Genomic DNA, 12,373 nt, shown 5'->3' on the forward strand with positions numbered 1-12,373 from the left:
GCACGATTTGCCCATAAGTTTGCACTGTTTCACGATAATAGTGCAGAGGAGAGCAAATAAATCGCCTTATGCGGGTGTCGAGGGATAGGTTTCAGTTGCTCAAGGATTGAACACCTGATCGCGATACCAGATCAGGTTCTCCTTGTGCCCAGCAGTTTGACCAGAGATCTGCTTGGAATGTCCAGAAAACGAGCTCATTGCCGGTGCGGACAATTTACTCGAAAACCTAGGTGTCCCGTCGTCCTTGAAAGTCACCAGACCCTTGTCAAATGCTGTATCCCATGATGCTGACAGCAAATAGCTTTATTCGGATACCCTAAGGTCTGTAGCTCGTTCAGCTCTCTTTTCGGGCAGTGTTGCAAAGCGAATACCCTTTAAGAAGAGTTTGTCGCGCAAATCATTCATCCGACGCAAGTCATATGCGCTTCCTTCGGGCACGATCATGAGAATTTCTGGCACAAGCTTTTCGATAAGGGCCAAGTGCCCCAGTGTACCGATGATATCGCGGCGGTTTACTTGACTACGATATGCTTTTGTTTCGATTGCAAACCGGCGTCCGTCTGCACAATCCACGACTAGATCGGGGCTGACCGGTTCTATAACTTTGCCTGAACGAATGGTGACATGACTGGTGTTGAACAACTGCGCCCCAAAGCGTTCGAAGTAGTTGGTCACGATGGTTTCGAACTGCTGAGCTCTTTCTGGTGCAGAAATCGCAGCACTGGTAACTGAATTAGACGCCTGCTTTCTCTTTTTTCGTAGTTCGTCATACTTTTTCTTGAGCGCAACCTGACCGGAATGGCCCGCAAAGACTTCGGCGGCCGATTTCTTGGCTTCCGAAGGGTCCAATTCATTCATTTTCATCAGGAACATCACCAGGGTCATGCCGAGCCATGGAGGTTTCGCGGCAAAGATATCCGGGTAATTTTGCTTTAACCAAGCGCTTACATTCACAGTTTTCTTTAAGCTATCCGATTGTTTTCCTTTGATATTAGCTACACTTTGGAGAACTTCACTCGAAGTTCCGAGCCCGTAGTATTCTGGTTGGCTCATTGCCTCTGAAAGAGCTTCGCCAAGCTCGATCCAGTTTTCTCTTTTTGCCACGCCTTCAAGGCTGCCGGATTTTTCCGCCATTTTTTTCCTTGTATTCTGTGTCCGAATATCCTATTCGGGTAATCCCATCAAGGATAGTACAAGATCTACCAGTGAAAAAAGACCCCAAGTCACACCCAACATCCCGCATCGTAAGAAAAGCGGGGCAAAAAAAGAGAGCAAATTACGTCAGTGCTCCGAAATGTGCTGGATACATCCAATTGGAGAGCACATTGGAGGCCACGACTGCTTTTGCGTTGGCGTTGGATCCGCGTGTAGCCAGTTTCCGGCCCCAACCTTGCACATATGATCTTCTATCGGGAAGGTCTTATGCGAAAAAAGAGAATCTTATCGATGAGTTTGTCGGAAAGCGCTATCGCCCCAAGCCTTACACACCCGACTTCCTCGTCAGAATGCGGGATGGTCGAACAGCTTTCGTTGAAACAAAAGCTGAAAGTCGGGTCAACGAGGACCTCCATCGGAATTTTTTGCCAAAGTTTTTCAAATCTGTTGGCCATCATTGGACACTGATTACAGACGAAACGCTGACGGAAATCGTGGCTCACAACGTCCGCACGCTGAAGGCTGTTATTGACAGGCCACCAACGAAGAAAACTCTAGAGGTCCTTTCTGAAGTGCCAAACGAAGGTGTCCGTCTTGGTCAGCTGATCTCCGAGTTTGATCTTGGTTCGGACGAACTCCTTTGCGCTATCCTTTCCGGGTTTCTTGCAGTGGATCTTCATAGTCGACGTCTTGGGCCGGCTTCGTTTGCGTGTTTGTCGCCAACTCCAAAAACCAATCATCTGGAGATCATCGAGCTATGACCCACGTTCAGCGACAGTATATTGGCTGGCATGTTCTGATCGAAGAACAGACCTTCACCGTAGAAGAAATTGGAGTGCGCGACGGTTCAGTCTCCCTGACTGACAAGGACGGTGTTTATTCGCACATCAGCTTTGAGAGATTCAGAGAACTCATTCATTCCGAGATGGCGTTCGATCCGAACGCAGATGCCAGGTCACTGCGCCGAATGCTCAACGCTTCTGAGCAGAAAGAACTAAGCTTCAAAAAACGTGTTATCACAGCGATCAGAGTGCATCGAGGAGGTGGTCTCACTTGGCAGGCAGCCTACAATCGACTTTTACTAGACTTCTTGGATGACAAATACACGTCTTTCCGAGCTAATGGTTTTCCCTCACTAAGGACTGTTCAATCCTGGGATAAGCTGGACCGTTCAAAAGGCGATGCAGGGCTTCGACCCAAACACACGAACAAAGGCAACCGAGCGCCCAGATACGACTTCTTGTTTGAAGAAGTCACTTACGATCTGCTCGAAGAACGGTTTCTGACTTCGGATCGCATGACGCTTACGTCTCTCGCAAGGCTTGCCAAAGCAAAGTTGTCCGTCATCGAATGAAGTGGTCCGATTGAGCTGACTGCGTTTAGGACGGCCTGGCTCATCGATTGCGATCTTACGCGGCGCTCCCAAGATTGAGCAAGCGTCGCTGTTTCAGTGTTCTTTCCTTGATGGCTCTCCTTTCCTTCAGAATGCCGTGGCTGCGACCGAAGTAGACATCGGCCGGTGTCAGATTGCCGAGACTCTCGTGATAGCGGCAGTGATTGTAGTGGTCGACGAAGGCTCTGATCGCTTCCTCGAGTGCGCCCGGTAGGTAATAGTTCTCCAACAGGATGCGGTTCTTGAGCGTTTGGTGCCACCGCTCGATCTTGCCCTGGGTCTGCGGATGATTTGGTGCCCCTCGAACGTGGTCCATGCCCTGATCTTGGAGCCAATCCGCCAGGTCACCAGAGATGTATGATGAGCCGTTGTCGCTGAGCAGCCTAGGTTTGTGTCGGACGGTCGCCGACGAACAGCCTGATGCCTCCAACGCCAGTTCCAGAGTGTCGGTGACATCGCCGGCCTTCATCGTTGTGCAGAGCTTCCATGCCACGATGTAACGGCTGAAGTCGTCCAGGATCGTCGAGAGATAGAACCAACCCCAGCCTGTCACCTTCAGGTAGGTGAAGTCCGTCTGCCAAAGTTGGTTCGTTCTCGTGGTCTTGTCGTGGAACTCGTCCGCGGCCTTGATCACGTTGAATGCCGGGCCAGTAATCAGGTCCTGCTCCTTGAGGATGCGATAGGCCGAAGGCTCTGATACAAAGTACTTTTTCGTGTCTGTGAAGCGGAATGCCAGCTCACGCGGCGATAGTTCCGGCTCATCCAGAGCGAGGTCAACGAGAGCCTGCCGGATCTCGTCAGGGATGCGGTTCCAGACCCGGCCGGGGTGTGGTCGGCGATCCTCAAGCCCGGCTTCACCAAACGCCTCATAGCGGGCACACCAGCGGTAGAACGTGGTTTTCGGAATGCCCAGCCTCGACAGCGTCCTCTTCGCTGGCAAGTGGGACTGCTCGACAAGTCGGATGATCTCGAGCTTCTCCGTTGCGGGGTATCTCATATGTCGTCGTCCCCATCCCCGAGCATGCTTTTTTTGAGCAAGCGGTTTTCCAGGGTGAGGTCGGCAACGGCCTCCTTCAGGGCCGACGCCTCGGCCCGCAGCTCCTTCACTTCGGGGCTAGTCGCTTGCCTGGCTGTGTCGCCTGCCAGCCGCTTCTTTCCGGCCTCCAGGAACTCTTTCGACCAGGAATAGTACAGGCTCGTGGCAATCCCCTCGCGACGGCAGAGCGCGGCGATGCTCTCCTCGCCACGCAAACCCTCCAGCACAATGCGGATCTTCTCCTCCGCCGAATGGTGCTTGCGCGTCTTGCGGCGAATGTCCTTGACGACCCGTTCAGCCGTCGGTTTGTCGGTTCCAGCTTTCCGTCTCATCTTCACTCCTTAACGGTTCAGATGAGCCAGAAACCTTCCGTTATGCAATTCCTTCAATCAGGCCCACAGGTGCTGATGTCAGACAGGTGTTCCGCCGGAATGGCCTCGAAGCGGTGAACTTTCACTGATATCAGGCGCTGGTTGGGGGCAAATCTTTGACATGGACGCCGACTATGTATTCGACGCGCCTTTTCAACGACTGGCTCCAACGGTGGCTATTTGTGATATTGGTACACCGGCTGCCAAACATCCCTATTGCGTCGTCAAGGTGCCAAAACGACGGGTAGACCGTCTCGGTCTGGATGCTGCCGTCGAATTCTCGATCTATGACTTTTTTGGGCTGACCGACAGACTCTCGATTGGGGAGGACGACTTTGAAGACGGCGGTAACTGGGCGCTGTTTAACGAGTTGTATGAGGAACATCACTGGGACTGGTACGCGGAGTTCCGAGACATCGCTAGAAAAAGGCCGGATCTTTCGAAAGCTTTGCAAGCCGTGAATTTTAAGCTCGAAACCGTGTTACGACTATCGCTGCAATTGCGATTTGACGCCAGTTTTCAGGTCTGGAAACCAGCCTTTGTCCTTAGGCTGGCGGACGATCCAGGGACCTGGAATTATGAGATGAACGAAACTCGCATCCAGCCCGATCCATCCATTTTTGGAGACCTCAGTGGGAAGGTTGAATTGCCCGGGAACATGGCACCATTTAGAGACCTCAAACGCTTCGAGACGGCGGAAGACTATATTTTCATCGTGGCGTGGCCAAAATGGAACGGGGTCAAGGACGACCTCTTTCAAGCGATTGCAAACAACGAAGTCGAGCGCCTTTCGGGCGAGAATGATCTTTTCGCTTCCGTAAACGGCGTAAATTTTGGAACGATGTTCGTTCCCGGAAGAGAGGCTGTGAACTTTCTGCTCGAGCCGGTTGAGGCAGCGCGCTATTCGATTGATTACCTAATCGATATTCCGGAGAGACAGTTCACGCCGTTCCCCGTTGGCTCAGTCGCGGAGGCACTGTGTTTGAATCTGCGCTGCGCTCAAAAGGAGGAGCGGTTGGATATGCTGCTTGCCAAGGACGCACAGCTAAGGATTTCGAATGTAGATGAGTTCCTTGGGCAACTACGGTCGGAATATGACAAATGGGTTGCGGGTTTCCCGCACGCGCCTGAATAAGGCACCTATTCTAATATTGATGCTGCGCAAATCGTCATTCCAGCCATCAACGGGAGAAACATTCGTTTTCCTGAAACTGTCGAAAACGCGCACCGGTTTTGTGGCAGAAAGCCGGGATTTCGAGATTTAACATAAGTCGCGATTATAGAGCGGTTGCGTTCTAGTCAGCCAACCACCCGTAAGTCCGAAAATCGGACATTCGTGAACATTCCTTTAGCTGAAATCGTGAACACAAAGTTCAAAATGCTTCTTCGAATTCAAAGGTCAGCGATGCGCAGAAAGCAGACTTTGCAAAGTCCGGTTGACCACATTGTCCACCAAAGGCGACAGTTCTGCTTCGCGACTGGGCTATACATAGCCCTGAAAGCGTATTGTTTGCGGGACTTCAGTTGCACCGTTTTCCTGAGCGAGTAGGGCGCGTGCTGACGAAAAGGTAGCAAGCGCAAAAAGAACAAGAAGGGCCTTTATCATCGTAGCGCCTCGGATCCGGGTTTTGAACTTGGGCCGGGGTTCACAAATGATCGCCCCGGCCAGCGTCAGGGCAAACGAGGTAGTTCTTGCCCTGAAACATCGTACTTTCGTCTAGTTGAGAAGATCACCGACGATGCCGACGGCATCGACAACAGTAGACAGATCATTCGTAACTTCGAGGACTTCGCCATCGACCTGAATGTAGCGGTTTCCTTTGCCGGGCTCCCCCAGCTTCCATTTGGAAAGGTCCCCAATATCCTCGAACTCCAGGTCAGATGGGAGCTTGGCACCGCGCGTGTAGCGCTTGATCTGTCCAGGTGGTACAGCTTTTGGGCCTTTGCCGGGTTTGTCTTCTATCTGAATGCTGACATCACCGTTCTTGCCCCCCTTGTTCGGCTTTTTACCCTTGTTGTCTTTGGCATGGGCATCGCTGCCTCCAAGGATGAAAAACACAACTGCTAAGGCTGCAAGAATTCCGTATGCAATCTTCATAGATTGTTCCTTTGCTTCCCAACTTCATTCGACCGGCGTTGAAAATTCCGGCACGCGCTTGATCTCTCTTAGTTGCCCTTTGGCACACCCCTTAGTGACTGCCTTCACCCCGCATTAGAAAACGATCCGGGTTCTTAGACCGAACAGGGTAATCCGGTCCTGATCGGGATTTAGAAGCGGGTCGGAAATGAATTGTACCGATGGCGTGATCTGCAGTCCGGGTGAGATTGAAAAGCGGTAGAAAGCTTCAAGCGTGAACTGATCGCCATCTATGCCTCTTGCTTCGGCCCAGTTTAGGCCCAGACCGGCCAAATCGGTGTTGCGACCATAGTAACCGAGACCGGCAGAAATCGACCGATCATAAAGCGCTGCGGTTCCCTTCGAGGCCCCTGCACGGAAGAACGGCATCCATTTATTGTCAACAAACCATGCGGCGGAAAACGCTGCGCCGTAATCTTCTGCTCGACTGCCATCGTCAGCCGCATCCGCATGCCAGAGGGTCAGATGGATATTGTCGAAGTAGATGCGATCAAAGCCGGACGTGTACCCAAGTTCGAGCGACTTGAAGAGATTGCCGTCGCTAAACACATCAAAGTTTGGATCGGACGGGTCGGCGTTTGCGTCTGATACGCTGGCAACGGCGTAGAGGTTCTCGCTCAGCTTTACCCCACCGGCAATACCAAGGCCTTGGTTGGGCGTGTTGATTGTCGGGTTGGTATTGAAAGACAGGTTTTGAAAACCACTGTAGGGGCTTACCAACCCGTAGATATCCACAAAGTCCGTTACATCAATCTGGCCGACTTGCAGCGCCCACGACCCATTCTCAGCCCTTTGGGTCCAGAACAAATTGGTCAGAAGCAAACCGTTGTCATTGAAGGCTGTTCCCGTGATTGAAAGGGCTCCGCCATCCAGCCCGAGAAATTGCGGAGCAACGTCAGTATAACTGTGCCTGTCTTCGATCTTGAATGTCAGAGACCCCCGTTCAGTTGCCTGCCAACTGCCGTAGAACCGCGCAATTCCGCTGGCTGCTTCGCCGGTTCCCAGATCAGCATCCGTGGTTTGGCCCAATGCCAGGTAGTCAATGTTGAACCGAAAACCACCCTCAGCCAGTCGGTCTTTCCACTGAAACCAACCCGGTGCGATGTTGCGTGGAAAATCGGAACGATATTGCGGATCGGTGAGCCCGTCTCCGGGCGCAAGATCGGCTTCGACTGAAGATGGCCCGGATAGTCCCTGAGCCGACGCTGCGCCAGCAAATGCAATGCTCAATGCGGCAACCAGAAGTCTTATCATTTTGACGCCTGTGCCCCACCGGTCTTGCGATTTCCTGCCGCGCGGATGAGATCAGCAGCACGCTGCTTCCATTCCAACCTGTCTGCCTCGGTTTCCAGAGTTTCGACACGTTCCGCCTCTAGCTGGAAAGTCGCATTCATAGGCATGAGGCCATCCACAACCATCATATTATGAACGGAAGGATCGATAGTCAGCGTGCCTGTCAGCCGAACGGGTTCGTGGAAATAGCTAGGCGCCCAGTCCCCGTTCAACCGCACACGGATCATCTGGTTAGGCGGAGGTGGAGGCATGTGGCTGCACATCCCTCTTTCTGGCACCAAATACGCCACAGGCCGGCCGTCCGGATCGCTTGGAGCAGGAATGGCAAAGCCCGCGAGTGTGATTGTTCTGCCGTCGAATTGCGGGTTTCCGCTCGTTCCAGCCTTTCTTCGACGTTCAGTCACAACCTCGCGCTGATCGAGTAACCAGTCGACGTCAATTCCGTCTGACACCAAGGCGTCTTCGGTCTCTGCTAAAAGCAATTGCCATTTCTGCCGTTCTTCGGCGCTGCCAACCTCCTGCTGCAACCTGCCGCGTATACGCACAACGAAAAGAACATCGTCGAACTGTTCGGGGCTGAGTTCACGATAGGGGTCATCAAAGACCTGCGCAGACGGATCTGGCAGATCTGCCCAGTCCAACGCGGTTCCAGGCGTCGCCGCAGCATCATAACCGCACAAAACCAACCATGCGAATACTGCGGAGCAAAACCAATTTCGCATGAATGCTCTCCGGCTGCTTTATCTGGTCAATCCAGTGTGTTTTTGTAGATCACACCGTCCTTCATGATCAGGCGGATTGTTTCCGGGCTGTCCGGCCTCGGGTCCGCACCGAACCACTGATCGCCTGTTCCAACGACAGAGAAGTCTTCGAGGGGGTTGCCGTCTATCAGCAGGATGTCGGCATAGGCGCCTTCTTCGATCACACCCAGTTTGCCTTCCGGATAGGGGTTCATGAAATCACCGCTAAGTGCCGCGATCTCGCCACCTACCGAAGTTAGGGTTACCATCGACGCATAGGGGCCGAAGAAATGGTTATTCAGATGTTTCTCGTAGGCGATCTGGATGTTGCACGCTTCGACCGAGCCGACGCAATCGGTTTGGAAACCGCGCGGCGCCGGGCATTCCTTCATACTTGGAATGTAGGCTTCGAAGGTCGCCGAGGCCGATTTGGCCTTCCTCAAACTGTTGGGGTTGTTTTTCACGGAAGGAACATCAAGTAGGCCTGGATCAAATGCTGTGATGTTCGTCGTGATGTACGCTCCTTTTTCTTTCATCAAAGCAGAAATCTCGCAGTCAAAGTGAAATCCGTGTTCAATGGTTCTGACCCCTGCATTCAGGGCATTGATGATCGCTTCTTTGCGGTAGGAATGTGCCATGACATAGGTGCCGTACTCGTTGGCAACCTGAACAGCGGCCTCGATCTCTTCTTTCGAACCGGCGAGCAACTGCCATGGATCGAATGCCGAAATCACCCCACCTGATTGCATGAACTTCAATTGCGTGGCACCCATGCGCAGGTTGTTGCGGCCATACATGTAAATTTCGTCAACACCGTTGACCTGTTGGGCCATATTCAGAGTCCCAAAGTTGGTCACCCCACCCGGCGGAGATGTGAAGGATGCGAAATCGGCGTGACCACCACGTGTTCCGAGAAATGCCCCGGAAGGATAAAAGCGGGGGCCGACGATCTGGCCGGCGTCAATTGCGCGCCGCAGCCCGCCGCCAGCGCCCCCGGCATCGCGAACGGTCGTGAAGCCCTGCATCAGGTACATTTCGGCCATCCGGGTCCCGTGGATGGCGAAATCCTCCCAGGTCGAGTTGGTTTCCATCTCGGCAATCGATGGCCCCATGAGCATCAGGTGCGCGTGATTCTCTATAAAGCCCGGTGTCAGAGTGCGCCCACCGCCGTCGATAACCGTCGCGCTCGGCGCATCAATGGCATCGGTTGAGACGGACTTGATCAGATTGCCCTCGACCAGAACACTGGCATTTTCAATGCGTTGCTCATTCACACCGTCGAAGACATGCACGTTGGTAAACAGCGTTTGGGGTTCTTCTTGATCCTGAGCCTGCGCGGTCGCCGAAAAAGAAAGAACTGCCGCGACAATTGCCGTCGAGCAAAGAGACATTCGTAAGCCGGACATAAGTACTCCCTTCATATTCATGTTTTGCCAACTATAGTCTGGAATTCATTGGCTCGGTTGCCCCTTTTGAATTAGGATGTACGAATGTGACTGCAAAAATGGCCACTTCTTAAAGCTAATCCAACAAGGGTTATGAGCTTGCCTTTCAACTCCACCTCCCGAGAGCATAGCGAGGGCTTTGTTCGCCTCTCTTTAGCCGCTCCCTTTCTGCAATATCTCACCGAACGTAAGATCAATCCGCAACCAGCATTGGATCAGGTCGGCTTGAAAGCTGAACTGATGACTAACCCATCCGTGTACGTTCACTCCGAGTTGGTTTACGGCTTGGTAAATGCTTTCTCAGAAGTATCAGGGGATCGATACCTAGGACTGAATGTAGGGGAAGCGTTTGACCTACAAGGATGGCCGCCCTTCGCTCAAGCCTTGCAATCTACAAAAACGCTGTTCGAGTTTTTTACCCGCTTTGTTGAGCTCGTGCCGCAGGAGTCCAATTCTGTGCGGCACAGCCTTGTCATTGAAGCAGACAAAGCGACTTATCGTATCGAGAGGCAACAGGAACCAACCGTCCCACCCATTCAGGTGACCGGTTTTGGTGCCGCAATCTATGTACGCCTATTGCAGACCGTCGTCGGAGATTCCTGGGACTCTTCCCGTGTGCGATGGGAAAGCAGATACATCAATGGGCTGCCTATCGACTACAAAGGGATCGAGGTTGGCCTTGGGACTGATCCCGGAATGCAAATTAGTTTTCCTGTGGAATGGTTGTTTTTGCACCACGTCTCTGAGGGTTCTGCCAAGCCCATAGCATCACTTCGACAAGATGAAGAAGTAACCGTGGTGGCAGCTTTGCGATCTGTCTTACGCGACAAACTGGATGAAACCGATTTGGGACCAGAGATGGTGGCTGGAATGCTGGGAATACAACCGGAACGGTTTCTGAAAGCGCTTCAAAAACAAGGCACAACGCTACCGCGCGAAATCAAACGGCTGCGTATCGATGTCGCCAAGGAGCACCTCAAACAAAACCAGATGACAATTGCAGAGATCGGACTGATGCTCGGCTATTCTGACAAGTCCCATTTCACTCGCTTTTTCCGAGGTCAGACCGGAATGACACCGACCAAGTTCCGAAGCAAGTAAATGTGGTCGAGCCAAATGAACGCTTCGAAGATTAGGTCCTCGTGGGATCAGTTCGGAGAAGTTGTAGTGCGACGTTGAACAGGTTAGTCGACGACATGAATGGTTGGTTGCCACCGCCGATACAACCTCTGCAACTGGCCGTTTCGTTGTGTATTTCGGAGTTAGCAAAGCTTGGTTGCGAAGGTCCGCTTCGGGCTGCCTCCAGTCACTAGTGCGAACAGTGGTGAACGCGGCTTCGAGCCTAGCGCCGGTAATTCGCTGGAGCGGTAAACCCTCCATTCCGAAGTTTTATTGGGCCGCAGCCAGCGGTGATGCCGCCACGGCCCACGTGGTAAAACGTCAGTTCGTTGGGGTCACATCGACTAACGTTGGTTCGCGATCACCGCTGGTTTCAAAGACGATCATCTCGTCTCCCATAGCTCCGAAGTCAATCTGCTTCATATCGACCATATGCACCGTTCTGTCGTACATCGTGTGATAGTAGTAGACGAGGTTGAGGGAGTCCGCAGCGGTCGTGATCTGAGTTGCGCTGTAAAGCAGGTCGTCCGACTGCACATCGTCTTGAGCGCCCTCCGCTGCATCGGCCGGAATGTTGAAATTATCCAGAATGCGAAACGCCTCGCGCACGGTGTCATAGCCACCTTGCGTCTCCCGCGCCGTCTGAGAAAAGGCGACTGCGCGGACGAACCGGGATGGGGGTGTGAAGTCGCCTGGCAGCCCTATCATTCCACTCCCAGCGCCAAGGGGCGCGAAAGTAACGCCACTTGCCTCAACTTCCGGAAGCCCAAGGGCCGACAGGTTTACGTAGTTGTTAAGGTTCGTCATGTGCCAATCGTAGTTTGGCGAATTGGTGATCACGCCAAGCGGAGCATCGAAAATCGTCAGTTCACCGTCAATGTACTCGACAACGATCCTTCCGCCGAACCGGTCAGCAACCAACATATGAAATGGGAAGGGAAATCCGAGAGTCTCATCTACGACCCCGACAACACGGACATTCGCCAACCCGGTGGCAGCCTCTTCAACTGTCTCAAATTGGGAAAGGACATAGCTGGCTAGCAAATCGCCGGGAATCGTGTTGCCGGAAAGGTCAGGGTCGTACTCCTGATACTCGGTGAAGCCGGGCAGATAAAACAACCCGGCGGTCAACCCAGCTTCGTTGATGCCATCTGCGGGAGCCCCATGATCCAACATGCTGATACCGACCATTCCAAATCGGCCGGTCCAGTTTGCTCCGTCTCGCTCATCTGGCATTTCGCCTGCGGTATAAGTGAAACCTCGCGGAATAATGTTGATCTTTGTCTCAAGATCGAACGGCCCCCATTCGGCGGTCCTTGCGCGAACGATGCTTCCATCCTGCCCTGTCAACATGATGCCAGTGCATCCCCAGGCCATCGATACTGAAGCCACAAAGGCTATGGTCGCTTTTGGTAATATCCGAAATAGCTCGATATGACGCATGGTCGTACTCCAATTGGACTGATCTGATCTTATGAACTCGCTCGACCAAGCTACCACACCGGTTCTCAAGTTGAATGAAGTTTGCATGATCTTCAAATAGGCAAGAAAGTCCGCCTATTCCTTCCGTCGGACTTTGCAAAGTCCGACTCTGAATGTCTGGTTTGGGCTGGTTGCGGTCAACCATGCTTATCGTAGAGACTGGTAGTACATGGTTCCGCAGAGCAGTGTTGGGGAAATGCTT

11 protein-coding genes are annotated in these 12,373 nt (G+C 52.8%); 4 read left to right on the forward strand and 7 right to left on the reverse strand.

What is annotated here, in order from left to right; all coding sequences use genetic code 11:
* Nucleotides 1–303 precede the first annotated feature (303 nt).
* A complete protein-coding gene (locus ACR0CG_RS18125; RefSeq protein WP_480526639.1) occupies nt 304–1,134 on the reverse strand; it encodes a hypothetical protein in 831 nt (276 codons plus the stop codon).
* 71 nt (nt 1,135–1,205) lie between these two features.
* Between ACR0CG_RS18125 and ACR0CG_RS18130 the strand changes: the two genes are divergently transcribed.
* Both ACR0CG_RS18130 and ACR0CG_RS18135 read left to right on the forward strand, forming a co-directional pair.
* Nucleotides 1,206–1,916: a TnsA endonuclease N-terminal domain-containing protein gene (locus ACR0CG_RS18130; protein WP_170526191.1), complete on the forward strand. Its 711-nt coding sequence runs from the start codon at nt 1,206–1,208 to the stop codon at nt 1,914–1,916.
* The gene (locus tag ACR0CG_RS18135; RefSeq protein ID WP_480526641.1) at nt 1,913–2,509 is read left to right on the forward strand and encodes a hypothetical protein; all 597 of its coding nucleotides are present in this window, start codon (nt 1,913–1,915) and stop codon (nt 2,507–2,509) included. Before ACR0CG_RS18130 ends, ACR0CG_RS18135 begins: the two co-directional genes overlap by 4 nt.
* Nucleotides 2,510–2,564: 55 nt before the next feature.
* Here the strand turns inward: ACR0CG_RS18135 and ACR0CG_RS18140 are convergent.
* Nucleotides 2,565–3,916 (reverse strand): IS3 family transposase gene (locus ACR0CG_RS18140; RefSeq protein WP_480526643.1). Its coding sequence is split into 2 segments (ribosomal slippage): nt 2,565–3,580 and nt 3,580–3,916, totalling 1,353 coding nucleotides; the frame shifts between segments, so codons are not numbered across the junction.
* Between the two features lie 160 nt (nt 3,917–4,076).
* Here ACR0CG_RS18140 and ACR0CG_RS18145 point away from each other — a divergent pair.
* The gene (locus ACR0CG_RS18145; protein WP_480526644.1) at nt 4,077–5,090 is read left to right on the forward strand and encodes a hypothetical protein; all 1,014 of its coding nucleotides are present in this window, start codon (nt 4,077–4,079) and stop codon (nt 5,088–5,090) included.
* A gap of 582 nt (nt 5,091–5,672) precedes the next feature.
* On the opposite strand, the gene ACR0CG_RS18150 is transcribed toward ACR0CG_RS18145, so the two are convergent.
* From ACR0CG_RS18150 to ACR0CG_RS18165, 4 genes are all read right to left on the reverse strand, one after another.
* Entirely contained in the window at nt 5,673–6,053 is a 381-nt protein-coding gene (locus ACR0CG_RS18150; protein WP_170412890.1) for a hypothetical protein, read from the reverse strand.
* A 114-nt stretch (nt 6,054–6,167) separates the two neighbouring features.
* Nucleotides 6,168–7,346 (reverse strand): carbohydrate porin, encoded by a 1,179-nt coding sequence (locus tag ACR0CG_RS18155; protein WP_480526646.1) that lies wholly within the window; start codon nt 7,344–7,346, stop codon nt 6,168–6,170.
* Complete coding sequence (locus ACR0CG_RS18160; RefSeq protein ID WP_171181224.1) at nt 7,343–8,107, reverse strand: DUF3299 domain-containing protein; 765 nt, start codon at nt 8,105–8,107, stop codon at nt 7,343–7,345. The genes ACR0CG_RS18155 and ACR0CG_RS18160 overlap by 4 nt, the downstream gene beginning before the upstream one ends.
* A gap of 26 nt (nt 8,108–8,133) precedes the next feature.
* Nucleotides 8,134–9,531, reverse strand: a complete 1,398-nt coding sequence (locus ACR0CG_RS18165) for an amidohydrolase family protein (RefSeq protein WP_170337131.1) — start codon at nt 9,529–9,531, stop codon at nt 8,134–8,136.
* 132 nt (nt 9,532–9,663) lie between these two features.
* Here ACR0CG_RS18165 and ACR0CG_RS18170 point away from each other — a divergent pair, with 132 nt between their 5' ends.
* Nucleotides 9,664–10,671 carry an AraC family transcriptional regulator gene (locus ACR0CG_RS18170; RefSeq protein WP_170570605.1) on the forward strand — a complete coding sequence of 336 codons (1,008 nt, stop codon included), beginning with the start codon at nt 9,664–9,666 and terminating at the stop codon, nt 10,669–10,671.
* A 339-nt stretch (nt 10,672–11,010) separates the two neighbouring features.
* On the opposite strand, the gene ACR0CG_RS18175 is transcribed toward ACR0CG_RS18170, so the two are convergent.
* Nucleotides 11,011–12,132 carry a linear amide C-N hydrolase gene (locus tag ACR0CG_RS18175; protein ID WP_170382460.1) on the reverse strand — a complete coding sequence of 374 codons (1,122 nt, stop codon included), beginning with the start codon at nt 12,130–12,132 and terminating at the stop codon, nt 11,011–11,013.
* Nucleotides 12,133–12,373: the final 241 nt, after the last annotated feature.

Source organism: Ruegeria sp. AB8, from assembly GCF_056542605.1.

Bases quoted from the DNA above. Each gene is read 5' to 3' on its own strand.
- ACR0CG_RS18125 (WP_480526639.1), bottom strand. From the start codon at position 1,134: ATGGCGGAAAAATCCGGCAGCCTTGAAGGCGTGGCAAAAAGAGAAAAC.
- ACR0CG_RS18135 (WP_480526641.1), top strand. From the start codon at position 1,913: ATGACCCACGTTCAGCGACAGTATATTGGCTGGCATGTTCTGATCGAA.
- ACR0CG_RS18145 (WP_480526644.1), top strand. From the start codon at position 4,077: ATGGACGCCGACTATGTATTCGACGCGCCTTTTCAACGACTGGCTCCA.
- ACR0CG_RS18150 (WP_170412890.1), bottom strand. From the start codon at position 6,053: ATGAAGATTGCATACGGAATTCTTGCAGCCTTAGCAGTTGTGTTTTTC.
- ACR0CG_RS18155 (WP_480526646.1), bottom strand. From the start codon at position 7,346: ATGATAAGACTTCTGGTTGCCGCATTGAGCATTGCATTTGCTGGCGCA.
- ACR0CG_RS18160 (WP_171181224.1), bottom strand. From the start codon at position 8,107: ATGCGAAATTGGTTTTGCTCCGCAGTATTCGCATGGTTGGTTTTGTGC.
- ACR0CG_RS18165 (WP_170337131.1), bottom strand. From the start codon at position 9,531: ATGTCCGGCTTACGAATGTCTCTTTGCTCGACGGCAATTGTCGCGGCA.
- ACR0CG_RS18170 (WP_170570605.1), top strand. From the start codon at position 9,664: ATGAGCTTGCCTTTCAACTCCACCTCCCGAGAGCATAGCGAGGGCTTT.
- ACR0CG_RS18175 (WP_170382460.1), bottom strand. From the start codon at position 12,132: ATGCGTCATATCGAGCTATTTCGGATATTACCAAAAGCGACCATAGCC.